Origin of the sequence: Pseudomonas sp. NPDC088885 (assembly GCF_044750025.1) — a bacterium.
In the GTDB taxonomy this organism is placed as follows: domain Bacteria; phylum Pseudomonadota; class Gammaproteobacteria; order Pseudomonadales; family Pseudomonadaceae; genus Aquipseudomonas; species Aquipseudomonas rustica.
This window is the reverse complement of sequence record NZ_JBIVJB010000040.1, coordinates 1-19,401: the sequence shown is the minus strand read 5'-3', so window position 1 is coordinate 19,401 and position 19,401 is coordinate 1. Positions and strand designations below refer to the sequence as shown.

Genomic DNA, 19,401 nt, shown 5'->3' with positions numbered 1-19,401 from the left:
CTTAAAGGGTGCCGATGCTGTCCGGTTCAAACGCCGCTGGTACCGGGACGATGCCGTTGACCAGCGGTGCGCCGAATTCGGCCTGGCTGATTTCGAAAACGTCACCCGGTTGGGTGCGAATCCCATCGGCAAACGACAGGGTCGCGGTGCCGAAGAAATGAATGTGCACGTCGCCGGGACGCAGGAACTGGCTGTACTTGAAGTGGTGGTATTCGAGGTTGGCGAGGCTGTGGCACATGTTCGCCTCGCCGCTGAGAAACTCGTTCTGCCAGAGCACTTCGCCGTCGCGCAGGATGCGGCTGGTGCCTGCCAGATGTTGAGGCAATTCACCGGTGCGAAGTTCCGGGCCATAGCTGCAACTGCGCAGTTTCGAGTGCGCCAGATACAGGTAATTCTTGCGTTCCATGATGTGGTCGGAGAACTCGTTACCGACCGCGAAACCGAGGCGATACGGCTTGCCGTCGTTGCCGATGATGTAAAGGCCGGCCATTTCAGGTTCTTCGCCGGCGTCTTCGGCAAATGGCGGTACCGGGAACGGTTGGCCCGGACGCACGACGATGCTGCCGTCGCCTTTGTAGAACCATTCCGGTTGCACACCGGCCTGCCCCGCCGCCGGTTTGCCGCCCTCCACGCCCCATTTGAAGATGCGCATGGTGTCGGTCATCGTCGCTTCGTCGCCAGCCTGCTGGTGCATTTTGTCACGGGCCGAGGCGCTGCCGAGGTGGGTCAGGCCGGTGCCGCTGATCAACATGTGCGCCGGATCCGGGTGATCGAGTGGCGGCAGGATGCGCAGTTGCGACAGCAGTTCGGCGTAGTCGTGGCTCGCGCCGAGGCCGAGGGTTTGCACTTGCTGCTCGAGGGTGTTGCCGGCCTCGATGGCGGCGAGCGCCAGATCGCGCACGCTGCGGGCGTCCTGTACTTCGCGCACCACACCGTTGTCGACCACGCCGACACGGCGTTCGCGGTTGCTTAATTCGAATTGAACCAGATGCATGAAATTTCTCCTATTCCCTCAAAAACACCGCCGTTCCCCTGTGGGAGCGAGCCTGCTCGCGAAAGCGGTGTGTCAGTCGCCTCAAATGTTGAATGTACCTGCCTCTTCGCGAGCAGGCTCGCTCCCACAAGGGGCCAGCGTTTGGCTGTCAGGTGCGGGTTGCGCCTCGTGCGCTGGCGGCGAATTGGTCAACCGGCAGCACGTGTTTGCGTTCCAGTACGCGATAGACAACGCCCGTCAGGATCAAGCCAAACACCATCACCCCCGAGAGGAAATACAGGCCGGAGCCGAGGTTGCCGGTGTATTCCTTCAACGCCCCAATCACAAACGGCCCGATGTACCCGCCGAGATTCCCCACCGAATTGATCAACGCAATCCCCGCCGCCGCACTCGCGCCGGCAAAGAATCGCCCCGGCAATGTCCAGAACACCGCCGTGCAGGAAAACAGCGCAAACGCCACCAGACACAGCGCCGCCAGTTGCGCCACCGGCAAGGTCAGCCACGCGCTGAGGAACAGGCCAATCGCACCCAGCACATAAAGCACGGCGAGATGCCCGTAGCGATCATTCAAACGGTCAGAACTGCGCGGCACGATCAGCAAGCCGATGATCCCGAAGATGTACGGCACCGACGACACAAACCCAGTCACCAGATCGCTGCCGCCAAACTGTTTGATCAACGTCGGCAACCACAGACCCAAGCCATAAATGCTCAACGTCACCGGCAGATAAAACAGCGCCAGCAGCAACACGCGCTTGTCTTTCAGTGCATGCAGCGGATTGCCGTGGCGGGTCTGGCCGTATGCCTGCAGATCCTTTTTCAGTTCACCGGTCAGCCAGTCTTTTTCCGCCTGATCCATCCACTTCACTTGTTGCGGGCCGTCCGGCAACCAGCGCAACACCGGCCAGGTCAGCAGGATCGCCGGCGTGCCGATGACGATGAACAGCCACTGCCAGCCGTGCAGGCCCAACACACCGTCCATGCCGAGCAAACCGCCGGACACCGGTCCGGTGATCATCATTGCGATCGGTTGCGAAAGGATGAACAGCCCGAGGATCTTGCCGCGATGGCGCACCGGGAACCATTGGGTGATGTAGTAGAGAACGCCGGGGAAGAAGCCCGCCTCGGCCGCGCCGAGCAGAAAGCGCATCACGTAGAAACTGTGTGGGCCCTGGACGAAGGCCATGCCGATGGTGATGGCGCCCCAGGTGATCATGATCCGCGCGAACCAGCGGCGTGCGCCGAAGCGTTCAAGCATCAGGTTGCTGGGGATTTCGAGAAGGAAGTAGCCAATGAAGAACAGCCCGGCGCCGAGGCCGTAAGCCGCATCGCCGATGCCAATGTCGGCGCCCATGTGCAGCTTGGCGAAGCCGACGGCGGAGCGATCCACATAGGCGATCAGGTACAGCAGGATCAGGAAGGGAATCAGTTTCAGCGTTATGCGCCGGATTAGCCGCAGTTCCTGGCTCATGAGATCGGTCTCCGATTGTTGTTTTTATAGAACCTCGGGGGACGCCTCTCGCGGAAAACCGCCAGGGCCATCCCTCCGTCGAAAACGACTATATAGTAATACTAATTCACCAACAACACTTCCAAACGTAGGATTTTACGCTTAGATTAGGCCGTAGCTGGAACACTATAGTCATACAATAAGAGAATCGATCATGTCTGATAAGAAACCCACCCTGCGCTCCGCCCAATGGTTTGGCACGGCCGACAAGAACGGCTTCATGTACCGCAGCTGGATGAAGAATCAGGGCATCGCCGACCACCAGTTCCACGGCAAGCCGATCATCGGCATCTGCAACACCTGGTCGGAACTGACCCCGTGCAATGCGCACTTCCGCCAGATTGCGGAGCACGTCAAGCGCGGGGTGATCGAGGCCGGTGGTTTTCCGGTGGAATTCCCGGTGTTCTCCAACGGCGAATCGAACCTGCGCCCGACCGCCATGCTCACCCGCAACCTGGCGAGCATGGACGTTGAAGAAGCGATTCGCGGCAACCCGATTGACGGCGTGGTGCTGCTGACCGGATGCGACAAAACCACTCCAGCGCTGCTGATGGGCGCGGCCAGTTGCGATGTGCCAGCCATCGTCGTCACCGGCGGGCCGATGCTCAACGGCAAGCACAAAGGCAAAGATATCGGTTCCGGCACCGTGGTCTGGCAGCTCAGCGAACAGGTCAAGGCTGGCACCATTACCATCGACGATTTCCTTGCGGCCGAGGGCGGCATGTCGCGTTCGGCGGGTACCTGCAACACCATGGGCACGGCGTCGACCATGGCCTGCATGGCTGAAGCACTCGGCACTTCGCTGCCGCACAACGCGGCGATTCCGGCGGTGGATGCGCGACGTTATGTGTTGGCGCACATGTCCGGCATGCGCGCGGTGGAGATGGTTCGCGAAGATTTGAAGCTGTCGAAAATTCTGACCAAAGAAGCCTTTGAAAACGCTATCCGGGTGAACGCGGCCATCGGCGGTTCGACCAACGCGGTGATTCACTTGAAAGCCATCGCCGGGCGCATCGGCGTCGAGCTGGATCTGGATGACTGGACGCGCATGGGTCGCGGCATGCCGACCATCGTTGACCTGCAACCGTCCGGGCGTTTCCTGATGGAAGAGTTCTATTACGCTGGTGGTCTACCGGCGGTATTGCGTCGCCTCGGAGAAGCCAATCTGATTCCTCATCCGAATGCGTTGACCGTCAACGGCAAATCCATTGGCGAGAACACCAAGGACGCGCCGATCTATGGCGAAGACGAAGTGATCCGCACCCTCGACAACCCGATTCGCGCCGACGGCGGGATTTGCGTTTTGCGCGGCAATCTGGCGCCACTGGGTGCAGTGCTCAAGCCGTCCGCCGCCACGCCGGAACTGATGCAGCATCGCGGTCGCGCGGTGGTGTTCGAGAACTTCGACATGTACAAGGCGCGGATCAACGATCCGGAGCTGGACGTAGATAAAGATTCGATTCTGGTGATGAAGAACTGCGGGCCGAAGGGTTATCCGGGCATGGCTGAAGTCGGCAACATGGGCTTGCCGGCCAAGCTGTTGGCGCAGGGTGTGACCGACATGGTGCGCATTTCCGATGCACGGATGAGCGGCACCGCGTACGGCACGGTGGTCTTGCACGTGGCGCCGGAAGCGGCGGCTGGCGGGCCTTTGGCGACGGTGAAGGAAGGCGACTGGATCGAGCTGGATTGCGCCACCGGGCGTTTGCACCTGGATATTCCGGATGCCGAACTGGCAGCGCGCATGGCGGATCTGCAGCCACCGCAGCAATTGTTGGTGGGCGGTTATCGTCAGTTGTACATCGACCATGTGCTGCAGGCGGATCAGGGGTGTGACTTTGACTTCCTGGTGGGTTGCCGTGGGGCTGAAGTGCCGCGTCATTCCCACTAAGAGCAAAAGATCGCAGCCTGCGGCAGCTCCTACCTTGGAATGCATTCCCAGTGTGGGAGCGGGCTTGCTCGCGAAGAGGGAGTGTCAGTGCCATATTCTGGGCTGACACTCCGCTTTCGCGAGCAAGCCCGCTCCCACATTTGGCGACTGTGTCTGCCTCAATACAGTGCCGTGCCTGCTATGATGCGCGGCATCTCCATCGCTCAGGATCGCGCCGTTCCCCATGGATTACCGCAAACCCTCCGACCGCAAAAGCATGCACTCGCGCATCGTCCAGGAACTGGGCATGCAGATCGTCTCCGGACGCTTCAAGCCCGACGACAAACTGCCCGCCGAAGCCTTGCTCTGCGAAGAGTACGCGGTCAGCCGCCCGGTGTTGCGTGAAGCCACGCGAGTGCTGGTGGCCAAGGGTCTGGTGTATTCCAGGCCGCGCGTGGGCACGGTGGTCAAGGCACGCCGCGAGTGGCACATGCTCGACCCGGACGTGCTGCACTGGCTGATGCAAAGCAGCCCGCAAAATGAATTCTTCAATGTGCTGACCAGTGTGCGCAGCATCATTGAACCGGCGGCAGCCGCCCTGGCCGCTCAGCATGCGACCGAGGCGGATATTGCTTCGATTGGTGAAGCGTATCAGCGCATGGAAGCGGCGCCGACGCCGGAAGCGCTGTTGCAGCCGGATCTGGATTTCCATAGCCGGATTGCCGATGCGACGCACAATGATTTGCTGGCGAATCTGTGCAACATGTTGTCGGTGGCGATTGCCGAGGCGTTGAAGCATTCGAATCAGCGGCCGAATCTGCATGAATTGGCGTTGCCGCGGCATAAGGCGATTTTGACTGCCATTGAGAACCGCGATGCCCTTGGCGCGCGGCATGCGACGTTGGTGCAGCTGGATGATGCGCGTAGTGCTTTGAGTGTTGTGCTTGGCGCTGAACTCACTTAACGCTTGAGATCCTCTGCCCTCACCCTAGCCCTCTCCCAGAGGTAGAGGGGACTGACCGAGTTGTGCTTCGTCATACATCGACCTGAAAAACCGAGTCGATTATGGATTCACAGCAAACCGTTCAAGTCGGCGTAAATCTCCAATCTCCCCCAATCAGTCCCCTCTCCCTCCGGGAGAGGGTTAGGGTGAGGGGCTCTTGATCTTGAGCCACAAAAAAAAGCCGCAACCCTAAGGTTGCGGCTTTGTCGTTTCAGCCCTTCAGATCAATGCGCAAACAGCGAGTTGCCCTTCTGTCCCGCCAGTTTCTCCGGTTTGATCAGGAACTTCGCCAGTGCCGGCAGCAGCCACAGCGCACCGAACATGTTCCACAGCAGCATGAAGGTCAGCATCAGGCCCATGTCGGCCTGGAACTTGATCGCCGAGAAGATCCAGGTGCACACACCAATCGCCAGGCACAAACCGGTGAACAGCACCGCTTTACCGGTGGATTTCAGCGTCTGGTAATAGGCTTCCTGCAGCGGCAGCCCCGCACGCAGGAAACTCTCCAGTCGGCTGTAAATGTAGATGCCGTAGTCGACGCCAATCCCCACGCCCAGCGCCACCACCGGCAGCGTCGCGACTTTCACGCCGATGCCCATGAACGCCATCAGCGCGTTGCCGAGTACCGAGGTCAGCACCAGCGGCAGGACGATGCACAAGGTCGCGGCCCACGAACGGAAGGTGATCATGCACATCACCGCCACGCAGATGTACACCAGAATCAGGATGGTCAGTTCAGCCTGTTTGATGACTTCGTTGGTGGCCGCTTCGATCCCGGCATTACCGGCCGCGAGGATGAATTCCAGACCGTCCTTGTTGTTGTCCTTGGCGAATTCCTGCACGGCAGCCACCGCCCGATCGAGGGTCTCAGCCTTGTGATCGTTGAGGAAGATCAGTACCGGCGCCAGCGAGCAGCTGTTGTTGTACAGGCCGTCTGCGCGGGCAATCGAGTTGTTCAGCACGTCGGGGTTACGCGACAGGGTTTCCCATTTCAAGTTGCCCTCGTTCATGCCTTTGATCATCTGCTTGGACACGGTCACCAGGGAGATCGCCGACTGCACGCCCTCGGTGTTCTGCATCTTCCACATCAGTTCGTCGATCGGCGCCATGGCTTCGTAGCGTGAGCAGCCTTCAGCCTTGGTCTTGACCATCACCACCAGCACGTCGGAACTGGTCGAGTAGTTGTTGATGATGAAGTTGTTGTCCTTGTTGTAGCGCGAGTCTGGACGCAGCTCCGGTGCGCCCTGGTCGAGGTCACCGATTTTCAGGTTCTGGCTGTACCAGAGGCCGCCACCGAAAGCGATCAGCGCCAGCACCACCGAGATGCGTGCGACTTTCGGGTTGGCGAAGTTCGACAGCAGGCGCCAGAACGGATGTTCGCGGTTTGCGTCTTTCTTGCTTTTGGCAATTGCGCGCTTGCTGATGCCGACATAGGAAATGGCCACCGGCAGCAGGATCAGGTTGGTGAACACGATTACCGCGACGCCGATGGACGCGCCGATCGCCAGTTCACGGATCACGCCGATATCGATGATCAGCAGCGTGATGAAGCCCACCGCATCCGCGAGAATCGCGATCATCCCCGGCAGGAACAGTTGCCGGAAGGTGCGCCGCGCTGCGGTCAGGGCGTTATCGGCCTCACTGGATTGCAGGGCGATCCCGTTGATCTTCTGTACGCCGTGGGAGATACCGATGGCGAAGATCAGGAACGGCACCAGCATCGAATACGGATCGAGCCCGAAGCCAAAGAAGTGCATCAAACCGAGCTGCCAGACCACCGCCACCAGCGTCGTACTCAGCACCGCGATGGTGCTGCGCACGCAGTTGGTGAACCACAGCAGCAGGATCAGGGTGATGACAAACGCGATGCCGAAAAACAGCACCACCATCACCAGACCGTCGATCAGGTCACCAACCTTCTTGGCGAAACCGACGATGTGGATCTTGATGTTGGGGTTCTGTGCTTCGAACTTGGTGCGGATCTTGTCTTCCAGTTCATGGGAGAACTGGCGGTAATCCAGCGCGAGCAACTTGCCCTGATCCTGCGGATCCGGGTACGACTCGAGCAGCGGGATATCGACGATGCTCGACTTGAAGTCGTTGGACACCAGACGCCCGACCTGGCCGGACTTGAGCACGTTGTTGCGCAGCAGATCGAGGCTGTCCTGCGAGCCGTTGTAGCTCTGCGGGATCACTTCACCGCCGGCAAAACCCTCTTCGGTCACTTCGGTCCAGCGTACGCTCGGGCTCCACAACGACTTCAGACCCGAACGGTCAACGCCGGAGATGTAGAACACCTCGTCGTTGATCTGGCGCAGGGTCTCCATGTATTCCTTGGAAAAGATGTCGCCGTCAGTCGCTTCGACCGAAATGCGCACGGTGTTGCCGAGGTTCGCCAGGTCGTTACGGTGCTCCATCATCTTCTCGATGAAGGGATGCTTGAGCGGGATCATTTTTTCGAAACTGGTCGACGGGCGGATCAGCGTCGCCTGCCAGAACAGGAAAATGCTCACCACCAGACAGATCAGAATCACTGCCGGGCGGTTGTTGAAGATCAGGCGTTCAAGGAACGTCGCCTTTTCCTGCTGAGGAGTGATTAAGGAAGTCATAGCCCCGCCTTCTTATTATTAACTTCGGCGCCGTTTGGCTGAGTGGTGTGAACGCCACCCTGCCCGGTCAGAATCAGGTTGCCGTCGCCGGCCGCGGTGACGGAAGACAGCGAGATGCGATCCGGACGGTTGAACACGCTGAACGTTTCGCCGTTGTCGCTGCTGCTGACCACCGAGCCGCCGTTACCGACGATGACGATCGAGCCGTCGGGCAGCAAGGTTGCGCCGGACAGACCGAACTCCAGCGCACCGCGCGCGGCCTTCAGTTCGACCTGTTCCCAGGTGCTGCCGAAATCGCTGGAGCGGTAGAGGTTGCCGCGCAAGCCGTAGGCCAGCAGGGTTTGCGCCTGGGCCGTGCCGATCACGCCGAACAGCGAACCTTCGTACGGGCCTTCGAGTTTTTCCCAGGTCTGACCCCAGTCGGCGGAGCGGAACATGCTGCCCGACTCGCCGACGATGAACAGTCCGGCGTCTTTCACCGCCGCGATGGCGTTGAGGTGGAACTGGTCTTCGTTGTCGAGGCGGTCGCTGACGTCTTCCCAGTGTTTGCCACCGTCGGTGGTTTCCATCAGCGAACCGTAAGCGCCCACGGCAAAACCGCTGTTGACGTCCTTGAACCAGACGTCGAGCAGCGGCGATTCACGTTTGAGGTCTTCGAATTGCTTGGTCCAGGTCAGACCGCCGTCTGCGCTGGCGAGGATTTGCGCGTCGTGGCCGACCGCCCAGCCGTGTTTGTCGTCGGCAAAATACACGGAAGTCAGCAGTTGCCGGCTCGGCACTTTGGCCTGCTTCCAGGTTTTGCCCTGGTCATCGGAATAGACGATGTGCCCGCGATCCCCGACCGCGACCAAACGCGCACCGGCGTGGACGACATCAAGAATCAGGCTTTTTGCGGCTTTGCTGGATTCGGTGGCATAGACCACGTCGGCCGGGGCCTCAGCGGCAATCACGGGTGCCGACAACGTGGCAAAGCCCAGCAGAGAGAGTGCTGTGGCCAGCAACGCGGTGTTGCGTAACGCCGGCGGGCGGCAACGACTCATAGACCTTCCCCTATTTATTATTGTTAGGCCATTTGGCCTTCAAGGGCGCCGCAAGTGTGCTCCGGTGTTGGCTGGTCAGAAGCATAGTCCTGAAACCCGCAATCCAGAGCCACTTCGGAAGCTGGCTCATCCTATCGGGCTTTCGAAACGTCTGACAATCGGCGCCACGTTATCTTTTGTTAACCGAAAGCCGCTCTCTGTAACGAATGAACTTCCCTGTGGGAGCGGGCTTGCTCGCGAAGGCGTCGTGTCAGCCGGTATAGATGTCGCCGGACATAACGCCTTCGCGTGCAAGCCCGCTCCCACAAGGGGTCATGGTGGCTTGGAGATTTGAATGCATGACCATTCGCCGGGGTGATACGGCAAAAGTTACCGAGGGGACTTGCATGATCGGTATTATGGTATACCATCAGACGCACAGACACTCTCAATCCCCCCTACGGAGCAGCTCATGAGTTTCGAAATTCGCAAGATCGTCAGCTATGTCGAAGAAACCTTCATCGAAGGCGGCAAAGCCACTGACAAGCCAGTGACCATGGTCGGCCTCGCCGTGGTGATGAAAAACCCTTGGGTGGGCAACGGTTTCGTCGAAGACCTCAAACCGCAGATCCGCGCCAACTGCTCCGACCTCGGTGCGCTGATGGTCGAGCGTCTGGTCGGCATCATCGGCGGTGCCGAGAAGATCGAGGCTTACGGCAAAGCCGCCGTGGTCGGTGCTGATGGCGAGATCGAACACGCCTCCGCCGTAATCCACACCCTGCGCTTCGGCAACCACTACCGCGAAGCCGTCAACGCCAAAAGCTACCTGAGCTTCACCAACAAGCGCGGCGGCCCGGGCACTTCGATTCAGATCCCGATGATGCACAAGGACGACGAAGGTCAGCGTTCGCACTACATCACCCTGGAAATGCAGATCGAAGACGCGCCGCGTGCCGACGAAATCGTCGTCGTGCTGGGCTGCGCCGACGGTGGTCGCCTGCACCCGCGCATCGGTAACCGCTACATCGATCTGGAAGAACTGGCCGCCGAAAAAGCCCAGTAATCACAATAAAAAGGCATTGCAGGAGCGCTCCATGATTCGGCTCACCGCTGAACTCACCCCGGCTGGCACCAGTTACCTGGCGACCGGCCAAGGCCAGCCCGTGGTTTTGATCCACGGCGTGGGCCTGAATAAAGAAATGTGGGGCGGCCAGATTGTCGGCCTGTCCAGCCAATACAGGGTGATCGCCTACGACATGCTCGGCCATGGCGCCAGCCCGCGACCGGCCAGCGGCACCGACCTGCTCGGTTACGCCGATCAGTTGCTGGAGCTGCTCGATCACTTGAATTTGCCGCAGGCAGCGGTGATCGGCTTCTCCATGGGCGGCCTGGTCGCGCGGGCCTTTGCCCTGCATTACCCGGAGCGCCTGCAAAGCCTGGTGGTGTTGAACAGCGTGTTCAACCGCAGCGAAGAACAGCGAGCCGGCGTCATCGCTCGCACCGCGCAAGCAGCCGAGCACGGTCCGGACGCCAATGCCGAAGCGGCGCTGTCGCGCTGGTTCAGCCGCGAGTATCAGGCAGCCAACCCGGCGCAGATCGCGGCGATCCGCCAGACCCTCGCCGGTAATGATCCGCAAGGCTATCTGACCACTTATGAATTGTTCGCCACCCAAGACATGTACCGCGTTGACGACTTGGGCAGTATTCAGGCGCCGACGCTGATCGCCACCGGCGAACTCGACCCGGGTTCGACCCCGGAAATGGCCGAGCAACTGGCCCGACGCATCCCCGGTGCGAAGGTTGCCGTGCTGGCCGAGCAACGGCATATGATGCCCGTAGAGTCGCCGCGTCTGGTCAATCAGACGCTGCTGGAATTTCTCCAATTCGCACACTCCCGACAAAACCCTATACAGGGGATCGTTGCATGACACTCGCACGCTTCCAGATGTGCATCGGCGGAGAATGGGTCGACGCCCTCTCCGGCAAGACCTTCGAAAGCCTCAACCCGGCCACGGCGCAAGCCTGGGCCGAACTGCCTGACGCCGATGAAGCTGATGTCGAACGCGCCGTGCAATCGGCACAGACTGCCTTCGACAGCCCGGCCTGGCGTGGCCTGACCGCCACCGCGCGCGGCAAACTGCTGCGCCGCCTCGGTGACTTGATCGCCGAAAATAAAGAACAACTGGCGCAGCTGGAAAGCCGCGACAACGGCAAACTGATCCGCGAAACCCGTGGCCAGGTCAGCTATCTGCCCGAATTTTTCCACTACACCGCCGGTCTTGCCGACAAGCTCGAAGGCGGCACGCTGCCGCTGGATAAGCCCGATCTGTTCGCCTACACCGTGCACGAAGCGATGGGTGTGGTCGCGGCGATCATTCCGTGGAACAGCCCGCTGTATCTGACCGCGATCAAACTCGCCCCGGCCCTCGCCGCTGGCAACACGATTGTGATCAAGCCGTCCGAGCACGCCTCGGCGACCATTCTGGAACTGGCGCGTCTGGCCCTCGAAGCCGGGATTCCGCCGGGTGTGGTCAACGTCGTCACCGGTTACGGCCCGAGCACCGGCGCCGCCCTCACCCGCCATCCGCTGATCCGCAAAATCGCCTTCACCGGCGGCGCAGCGACGGCGCGGCATGTGGTGCGTAGCAGCGCCGAGAACTTCGCCAAGCTGTCGCTGGAACTGGGTGGCAAGTCGCCGAACATCATTTTCGCCGACGCCGATCTGGACAGCGCAATCAACGGCGCGATTGCCGGGATCTACGCGGCGTCGGGTCAGAGTTGCGTGTCCGGTTCGCGCTTGTTGGTGCAGGACGAAATCTACGACGAATTCGTCAGCCGACTGGTCGAACGCGCCCAACGCATTCGCATCGGCAACCCCCAGGAAGACAACTGCGAGATGGGCCCGATGGCCACCGCGCAGCAACTGGCAGTGGTCGAGGGTTTGGTCGCTGATGCCATCGCCGAGGGTGCGCGTTTGCGTACCGGCGGCAAGCGTCCGACCGATCTCGGCGAAGGCTGGTTCTACGAGCCGACGCTGTTCGAATGCGATCGCAATTCGATGAAGATCATGCAGGAAGAAGTCTTCGGCCCGGTGGCGTCGGTGATTCGTTTCAAAGATGAAGCCGAAGCGCTGGCGATCGCCAACGACTCGCAGTTCGGCCTCGCCGCCGGCATCTGGACGCGTGACTTGGGCCGAGCACATCGCCTTGCTCGTGATGTGCGCTCGGGGATTATCTGGGTCAACACTTACCGCGCGGTGTCAGCGATGGCGCCGATCGGCGGCTTCAAAAACAGTGGCTATGGACGCGAAAGCGGCATCGATTCGGTGCTGGCCTACACCGAACTGAAAACGGTGTGGATCAACTTGTCTCAGGCGCCAATGCCTGATCCGTTTGTGATGCGCTAGGAGTCCTGCGAAATGATCGAACCCGGCATTTACAAAGACGTCATGAGCTCGTTTCCGTCCGGCGTCACGGTGGTTACCACTGTTGACCCGGAGGGCGGCATTGTCGGCATCACCGCCAGCGCTTTTAGCGCGCTGTCGATTGACCCGGCGCTGGTGCTGTTCTGCCCTAACTACGCCTCCGACACTTATCCGATTCTGCGTGACAGCAAGAAGTTTGCGATTCATTTGCTGTCGGCTGACCAGACCGCCGAGGCCTATGCCTTTGCCGGTAAAGGCAAGGACAAGGCGGCCGGTATCGAGTGGCATTTGAGCGAACTCGGTAACCCGATTCTCGCCAAAGCCACCGCGATCATCGAGTGCGAGTTGTGGCGCGAATATGACGGCGGCGATCACGCGATCATCGTTGGCGCGGTGAAGAACCTGATCCTGCCCGCGCAACCGGTGACACCGATGATCTACCACAAAGGCAAGCTCGGCCCGTTGCCGACCCTGGCCTGATAGCCACACTCAATTCCCTGTAGGAGCTGCCGAAGGCTGCGATCTTTTGACTTTGATTTTCAAGAGCAAGATCAAAAGATCGCAGCCTTCGGCAGCTCCTACAGGGGAATTGGGTGATGGGAGGAATGATGAGTAACGAGAAGTATGAAAAAGGCCTGAAGATCCGCACTCAGGTGCTCGGCGAAGCCTATGTGCAGCGTTCGATAGACAACGCCGACGACTTCACCCGCCCGCTGCAGGAAATGGTCACCGAATACTGCTGGGGCCATGTCTGGGGTCGTGAAGGTTTGTCGCTCAAGGAGCGCAGCATGATCAACCTGGCGATGATCTCGGTGCTCAACCGTCCGCACGAACTCAAGCTGCATGTGCGCGGCGCCTTGCGTAACGGCCTGAGTCGTGAGCAAATACGCGAAATTCTGCTTCAGGTCGGCATTTATTGCGGCGTTCCGGCAGCCGTGGACAGTTTCCGGCTGGCCCGTGAAGCCTTCGCCGAAGCCGACGCCGAAGCCCCAGTTAACCCCTCGGCTGTTTAGATGCCCGTCTGGCATGGACAGCCAACCGAAAGAGCGGATCCCATGAAACGCCAGCCACTCGACGACAGCTTCAAGGTCAATCGCAACCCCGTTACCCTGCGCGAAATCGTGCTGGATAAACTGCGTAGCGCGATCATGAATTTCCAGCTCATGCCCGGTGATCGTCTGGTCGAGCGCGATCTGTGCGATCGCCTTGGCGTCAGCCGCACCTCCGTGCGCGAGGCCTTGCGTCACCTGGAATCCGAAGGTCTGGTTGAGTTCGCCGATGCCAAAGGCCCGCGCGTGGCGATCATCACCCTCGCCGATGCCGTCGACATCTACGAACTGCGTTGCGTACTCGAAGGTTTGATCGTGCAGCTGTTCACCCTGCGCGCCAAAGCCAAGGACATCAAAGCCCTGGAAAAAGCCCTCGACGAGAACCGCAAGGCGCTCAAGGACGGCGAACTGCAACAGGTGATCGACTCGGTGCAAGGTTTCTACGACGTGCTGCTCGAAGGCTCGGGCAACCATGTTGCGGCGACTCAGTTGCGTCAGTTGCAGGCACGCATCAGCTACCTGCGTGCGACTTCGGTGTCGCAGGAAAACCGTCGCGGCGCGAGTAATCAGGAAATGGAAAAAATGGTCGAGGCGATCAAGAGCGGCGATCCGCTGGTGGCGCATCAGGCCTGTGTTGATCACGTTCGCGCTGCTGCTGCGGTAGCGCTCGACTATCTCAAGCGCAAGCAGGAAGAGACCGGCTCTGTCGTTAAAGGCACGCCGGCGATGACCCTGCCTATCGCATTGAAAGAACCGCGTATAGGTCACTGATATGTTCAGCCCGAGCTATTGCCCGAAATGCGGTGGCCCTGACCTCGGTCAGCAGATACCGGCGGGCGATACGCACGAGCGCCTGATGTGTCGCGGCTGCGGCTACATCCACTACGTCAATCCGAAGATCATTGCCGGCTGCATCATCGAGCAGGACGGCAAATATCTGCTGTGCCAACGGGCGATCCCGCCGCGCCCGGGCACCTGGACGCTGCCCGCCGGTTTCATGGAAAGCGGCGAGACCACTGAGCAAGCGGCCATTCGTGAAGTCTGGGAAGAAAGCGGCGTGCGCGCGGAAATCGTTTCGCCGTATTCGATTTTCAGCGTGCCGAAGATCAGCGAGGTGTACATCATCTTCCGCGCGATCGCGCTGGAGATTACCGGGCAGTACGGACCGGAGACCATGGATTACAAGTTCTTCGCGCCGGAAGACATTCCGTGGGAGCAGATTTATTACCCGGCGATCCGGCAGATTCTCGAGCGCTATATCGAAGAGCGTCAGGCCGGGGTGTATGGGATTTACATGGGCAATGATGATAGCGGCAAGATCCACTTTATCCGCTGATCACATTGATCGTTCCCATGCTCCGCGTGGGAACGCCCCCTCGGACGCTCCGCGTTCGGCTCTAAAAGGGACGCGGAGCGTCCCGGGCTGCATTCCCACGCGGAGCGTGGGAACGATCAATCAAAAGATCGCAGCCTTCGGCAGCTCCTACAGGGGGTTCACGGTGAGTCTTAAATTGGGGCGATGCCTTCGACGATGATGATCTCCGCCTTCGCCCATTCTTCGCGGTAACTTTTCGCCTCCTGATACGCCGCCGAGTGGTAGCACGCCACGGCTTTTTCGTAGCTTTCAAATTCAATCACCACGCTGCGCTGTGGCGTCTTGCGCCCTTCCATCGCTTCGCTGCGCCCGCCCCTCGCCAGAAATTTCGCGCCGAACGCTGCGAAAGCCGCCGGGGCGCGCTGGGTGTATTGGCTGTAGTGATCGGCATCGGCGATGTCCACATGAGCAATCCAGTACGCCTTCATAGTGACCTCTTTGTTGATTTTGTATTATGGTATACCAATATATTTCCAACGAACCCTGAGAGTCCAGCATGGCCTTCAACAGCATCGAAGAAATCATCGAAGATTATCGTCTCGGCAAAATGGTTTTGCTGGTCGATGACGAAGACCGCGAAAACGAAGGCGACCTGTTGCTGGCCGCCGACCGTTGCACGCCGGAAGCGATCAGCTTTATGGCCCGTGAAGCACGCGGGCTGATTTGCCTGACGCTGACCGACGAGCATTGCCAGCGTCTGGGACTGGAGCAAATGGTGCCGGCCAACGGCAGCGTGTTCAGCACCGCGTTTACCGTGTCGATTGAAGCGGCAGTTGGCGTGACCACCGGTATCTCGGCAGCGGATCGCGCCTGCACGGTTGCCGCCGCTGTCGCGCCGAATGCCCGCGCCGAAGACCTGGTGCAGCCCGGTCATATCTTTCCGCTGCGCGCCAAGGAAGGTGGCGTGCTGACCCGCGCCGGGCATACCGAGGCGGGTTGTGACCTTGCACGCCTCGCAGGGTTTACCCCGGCCTCGGTGATCGTCGAGGTGATGAACGACGACGGCACCATGGCGCGACGTCCGGATCTGGAAGTGTTTGCGCGCAAGCACGGGATCAAGATCGGCACCATCGCCGACCTCATCCATTATCGCCTGAGCACCGAACACACCATCGAGCGGATTGGCGAACGTGAGCTGCCGACGGTGCATGGGACGTTCCGTTTGATCACCTTTGAGGATCGCATCGAGGGCGGCGTGCATATGGCGATGGTCATGGGCGATCTGCGCCGCGAAGAGCCGACGCTGGTGCGCGTGCATGTGATTGATCCGCTGCGGGATCTGGTTGGCGCCGAGTACAGCGGGCCGGCGAACTGGACGTTGTGGGCGGCGTTGCAACGGGTCGCGGCTGAGGGGCATGGGGTTGTGGTGGTGTTGGCCAATCACGAGTCGTCGCAGGCGCTGCTGGAGCGCGTGCCGCAATTGACCCAGCCGCCGCGGCAGTTCAGTCGTTCGCAGTCGCGGATTTATTCCGAGGTGGGGACTGGGGCGCAGATTTTGCAGAATCTTGGGGTGGGTAAGCTGCGGCATCTTGGGCCGCCGCTCAAGTACGCCGGGTTGACCGGGTATGACCTGGAAGTGGTCGAAAGCATCCCCTTCACCGAATAACCCACGACGAACACAAATCCAAATGTAGGAGTGAGCCTGCTCGCGATAGCGGTGTGACATTCAACAATGATGTTGGCTGATGCACCGCAATCGCGAGCAGGCTCACTCCTACAGGGGTTTTGCATTCCAGATTCATTTCTTCGAACCACAAAAAAGGACAGCCGCCAGATAACCGGTAAGGCAAAGTGCTTGCACAAAGCTTGGAATACCATAATATGATATTCCATAGACCGGACACTCCAACGGACGTCCATCTACTGCTCCCGATAGGCGGGCAACAACGCAAGCCCGCTCAAAAACACAACAATGAGGGCGTGAACATGGTGTTGAACAAAGCTGCAACCGCGATCTTTTTTGCGGGACTGCTCAGCGTCACCGGCCAGGCTGCAATGGCGGCCGACAGCGTGAACTTCGTCAGCTGGGGCGGAAGCACCCAGGATGCGCAGAAACAGGCCTGGGCCGATCCGTTCAGCAAGGCCAGCGGCATCACCGTCGTGCAGGACGGCCCGACCGACTACGGCAAACTCAAAGCCATGGTCGAGAGCGGCAACGTGCAATGGGACGTGGTCGATGTCGAAGCCGACTTCGCCCTGCGCGCCGCCGCTGAAGGCCTGCTCGAACCCCTCGATTTCAAAGTCATCCAGCGCGACAAGATCGACCCGCGTTTCGTCAGCGATTACGGCGTTGGCTCGTTCTTCTTCTCCTTCGTCCTCGGTTACAACGAGGGCAAACTCGGCGCCAACAAGCCGCAGGACTGGAGCGCCCTGTTCGACACCAAGACCTACCCGGGCAAACGCGCCCTCTACAAATGGCCTAGTCCCGGCGTGCTCGAACTGGCACTGCTGGCCGATGGCGTACCTGCCGACAAGCTCTACCCGCTGGATCTCGATCGCGCCTTCAAGAAACTCGACACCATCAAGAAAGACATCGTCTGGTGGGGCGGCGGCGCGCAGTCGCAGCAACTGCTGGCGTCCGGTGAAGCGAGCATGGGTCAGTTCTGGAACGGTCGCATTCACGCCCTGCAAGAAGACGGCGCGCCGGTCGGCGTGAGCTGGAAACAGAACCTGGTCATGGCCGACATTCTGGTGATTCCAAAGGGCTCGAAAAACAAGGACGCAGCGATGAAGTTTCTCGCCAGCGCCAGCAGCGCCAAAGGCCAGGCCGACTTCTCCAACCTGACCGCCTACGCCCCGGTCAACCTCGACAGTGTGGAGCGTCTGGATTCGGCGCTGGCCCCCAACCTGCCGACTGCCTACGCTAAGGATCAGATCACTCTTGATTTCGCGTACTGGGCCAAAAACGGCCAGGCCATCGCGACACGGTGGAACGAATGGCTGGTCAAATGAAAATGGCGGCCACCGCGTCCCGTCCCTCCACTGCCACCGGCAGCGCCCAAAGCGCTGCCGGCTCGGCCCACGGAACACAGGCGGTTGCGATGCAGCAAGCCCCGTCCCTCAGACAACGCTGGCGCGGCGCCGGCAACCTCGTGCCGGCGCTGTCGTTCATCGGCCTGTTCTTTCTCGCGCCGTTGATCGGCCTGCTGCTGCGCGGCGTGCTCGAACCGACGCCAGGCCTCGGCAACTATGAACAACTGTTCGCCAACTCGGCGTATGCCCGAGTGCTGCTCAACACCTTTTCGGTGGCCGGGCTGGTGACGCTGTTCAGCCTGCTGCTGGGCTTTCCGCTGGCCTGGGCGATCACCCTGGTGCCGCGCGGCTGGGGGCGCTGGATTCTCAACATCGTGCTGCTGTCGATGTGGACCAGCCTGCTCGCCCGCACCTATTCCTGGCTGGTGCTGCTGCAAGCGTCCGGTGTGATCAACAAGGCGTTGATGGCGATGGGCATCATCGATCAGCCACTGGAGATGGTGCACAACCTCACCGGCGTGGTGATCGGCATGAGCTACATCATGATTCCGTTCATCGTCCTGCCGTTACAGGCAACCATGCAGGCCATCGACCCGATGATCCTGCAGGCCGGCTCGATCTGCGGCGCCAGTCCGTGGAGCAACTTCTTCCGGGTGTTCCTGCCGCTGTGCCGGCCGGGTCTGGCCTCCGGTGGCTTGATGGTGTTCGTCATGTCGCTCGGTTACTACGTGACCCCGGCGCTGCTCGGCGGGGCGCAGAACATGATGCTGCCGGAGTTCATCATTCAGCAGGTGCAATCGTTCCTCAACTGGGGCCTGGCCAGTGCCGGCGCCGCGTTGCTGATCGCGATCACTTTGGTGCTGTTCTACTTCTACCTGAAGCTTCAACCGGAATCCCCGGTTGGCGCCAGTAACGCGAGGTAAGCCGACATGCTCCTGACCCCCAATGCGATGAGCCGCCGCATGCGTTTCGGCTTGTATGCAACCACCGGGCTGATCGGTCTGTTCCTGCTGTTGCCGATCGTGTTTATCGTGCTGCTGTCGTTCGGCTCCTCGCAGTGGCTGGTGTTTCCGCCGCCGGGCTGGACGCTGAAATGGTACGGCCAGTTCTTCTCCAACCCGGACTGGATGAACGCTGCAGCGGCCAGCCTCAAGGTTGCTTTGCTGACCACAATCTTTGCGGTTGCCCTCGGTTTGCCGACGGCGTTTGCACTGGTGCGCGGACGTTTTCCCGGCCGGGAAATGCTCTACGGTCTGTTTACCCTGCCGATGATCGTGCCGCTGGTGATCATCGCCGTGGCGGTGTACGCGCTGTTCCTCAAGCTCGGTTACACCGGGACCATGTTCGCCTTCGTGGTCAGCCATGTGATCGTCGCGCTGCCGTTCACCATCATCTCGATCATCAACTCGCTGAAGCTATTCGATCAGTCGATTGAAGACGCGGCGGTGATTTGCGGTGCGTCACGCCTGCAAGCGGTGTTCAAGGTGACGTTCCCGGCGATCCGTCCGGGCATGGTTGCCGGCGCCCTCTTCGCCTTCCTCGTTTCGTGGGACGAAGTGGTGCTCAGAGGATCGG

General features: G+C 60.3%; 18 protein-coding genes. 13 read left to right on the top strand and 5 right to left on the bottom strand.

Translation table 11 applies throughout. The features are described 5' to 3' along the window. Nucleotide 1: 1 nt before the first annotated feature. Nucleotides 2–994 carry an AraD1 family protein gene (gene araD1, locus ACIP1X_RS16920; protein WP_400753711.1) on the bottom strand — a complete coding sequence of 331 codons (993 nt, stop codon included), beginning with the start codon at nt 992–994 and terminating at the stop codon, nt 2–4. Nucleotides 995–1,142: 148 nt separating this feature from the next. Continuing rightward, complete coding sequence (locus ACIP1X_RS16915) at nt 1,143–2,465, bottom strand: MFS transporter (protein WP_159815096.1); 1,323 nt, start codon at nt 2,463–2,465, stop codon at nt 1,143–1,145. Between the two features lie 193 nt (nt 2,466–2,658). Here ACIP1X_RS16915 and ACIP1X_RS16910 point away from each other — a divergent pair, with 193 nt between their 5' ends. Beyond that, the gene (locus tag ACIP1X_RS16910; protein ID WP_053121166.1) at nt 2,659–4,395 is read left to right on the top strand and encodes an IlvD/Edd family dehydratase; all 1,737 of its coding nucleotides are present in this window, start codon (nt 2,659–2,661) and stop codon (nt 4,393–4,395) included. A 223-nt stretch (nt 4,396–4,618) separates the two neighbouring features. Next, entirely contained in the window at nt 4,619–5,338 is a 720-nt protein-coding gene (locus tag ACIP1X_RS16905; protein ID WP_053121168.1) for a FadR/GntR family transcriptional regulator, read from the top strand. Nucleotides 5,339–5,601: 263 nt separating this feature from the next. Here ACIP1X_RS16905 and ACIP1X_RS16900 read toward each other — a convergent pair whose 3' ends face one another. Both ACIP1X_RS16900 and ACIP1X_RS16895 read right to left on the bottom strand, forming a co-directional pair. Beyond that, entirely contained in the window at nt 5,602–7,986 is a 2,385-nt protein-coding gene (locus tag ACIP1X_RS16900; RefSeq protein ID WP_053121170.1) for an RND family transporter, read from the bottom strand. After that, entirely contained in the window at nt 7,983–9,026 is a 1,044-nt protein-coding gene (locus ACIP1X_RS16895) for a WD40/YVTN/BNR-like repeat-containing protein (protein ID WP_400753709.1), read from the bottom strand. Before ACIP1X_RS16895 ends, ACIP1X_RS16900 begins: the two co-directional genes overlap by 4 nt. 451 nt (nt 9,027–9,477) lie before the next feature. Between ACIP1X_RS16895 and ACIP1X_RS16890 the strand changes: the two genes are divergently transcribed. From ACIP1X_RS16890 to ACIP1X_RS16860, 7 genes are all read left to right on the top strand, one after another. Further along, a complete protein-coding gene (locus ACIP1X_RS16890) occupies nt 9,478–10,068 on the top strand; it encodes an amino acid synthesis family protein (protein WP_007917992.1) in 591 nt (196 codons plus the stop codon). 31 nt (nt 10,069–10,099) lie between these two features. Then, a complete protein-coding gene (locus ACIP1X_RS16885) occupies nt 10,100–10,933 on the top strand; it encodes an alpha/beta fold hydrolase (protein WP_400753706.1) in 834 nt (277 codons plus the stop codon). Next, the gene (locus ACIP1X_RS16880) at nt 10,930–12,411 is read left to right on the top strand and encodes an aldehyde dehydrogenase (protein WP_400753704.1); all 1,482 of its coding nucleotides are present in this window, start codon (nt 10,930–10,932) and stop codon (nt 12,409–12,411) included. The genes ACIP1X_RS16885 and ACIP1X_RS16880 overlap by 4 nt, the downstream gene beginning before the upstream one ends. A gap of 12 nt (nt 12,412–12,423) precedes the next feature. Continuing rightward, nucleotides 12,424–12,909, top strand: coding sequence for a flavin reductase family protein (locus ACIP1X_RS16875; RefSeq protein ID WP_053121178.1), 486 nt, complete (start codon nt 12,424–12,426; stop codon nt 12,907–12,909). 128 nt (nt 12,910–13,037) lie between these two features. Next, nucleotides 13,038–13,442 (top strand): carboxymuconolactone decarboxylase family protein, encoded by a 405-nt coding sequence (locus tag ACIP1X_RS16870; RefSeq protein WP_400753702.1) that lies wholly within the window; start codon nt 13,038–13,040, stop codon nt 13,440–13,442. Nucleotides 13,443–13,484: 42 nt separating this feature from the next. Continuing rightward, the gene (locus ACIP1X_RS16865; RefSeq protein WP_053121182.1) at nt 13,485–14,249 is read left to right on the top strand and encodes a GntR family transcriptional regulator; all 765 of its coding nucleotides are present in this window, start codon (nt 13,485–13,487) and stop codon (nt 14,247–14,249) included. A gap of 1 nt (nt 14,250) precedes the next feature. Continuing rightward, nucleotides 14,251–14,814, top strand: coding sequence for an NUDIX hydrolase (locus ACIP1X_RS16860; protein ID WP_095111462.1), 564 nt, complete (start codon nt 14,251–14,253; stop codon nt 14,812–14,814). A gap of 170 nt (nt 14,815–14,984) precedes the next feature. On the opposite strand, the gene ACIP1X_RS16855 is transcribed toward ACIP1X_RS16860, so the two are convergent. Continuing rightward, on the bottom strand, nt 14,985–15,281 hold the full coding sequence (locus tag ACIP1X_RS16855) for a DUF1330 domain-containing protein (protein WP_053121186.1): 297 nt from the start codon (nt 15,279–15,281) through the stop codon (nt 14,985–14,987). A gap of 68 nt (nt 15,282–15,349) precedes the next feature. On the opposite strand from ACIP1X_RS16855, the gene ribBA reads away from it, so the two are divergent. From ribBA to ACIP1X_RS16835, 4 genes are all read left to right on the top strand, one after another. Beyond that, nucleotides 15,350–16,459, top strand: coding sequence for a bifunctional 3,4-dihydroxy-2-butanone-4-phosphate synthase/GTP cyclohydrolase II (gene ribBA, locus ACIP1X_RS16850; RefSeq protein WP_400644544.1), 1,110 nt, complete (start codon nt 15,350–15,352; stop codon nt 16,457–16,459). Nucleotides 16,460–16,779: 320 nt separating this feature from the next. Beyond that, the gene (locus ACIP1X_RS16845; protein ID WP_400644547.1) at nt 16,780–17,805 is read left to right on the top strand and encodes an ABC transporter substrate-binding protein; all 1,026 of its coding nucleotides are present in this window, start codon (nt 16,780–16,782) and stop codon (nt 17,803–17,805) included. Then, complete coding sequence (locus ACIP1X_RS16840; RefSeq protein WP_400753739.1) at nt 17,802–18,749, top strand: ABC transporter permease; 948 nt, start codon at nt 17,802–17,804, stop codon at nt 18,747–18,749. The genes ACIP1X_RS16845 and ACIP1X_RS16840 overlap by 4 nt, the downstream gene beginning before the upstream one ends. Nucleotides 18,750–18,755: 6 nt before the next feature. Further along, the coding region (locus ACIP1X_RS16835) for an ABC transporter permease (protein WP_400753695.1) at nt 18,756–19,401 on the top strand (646 nt) is incomplete at its 3' end.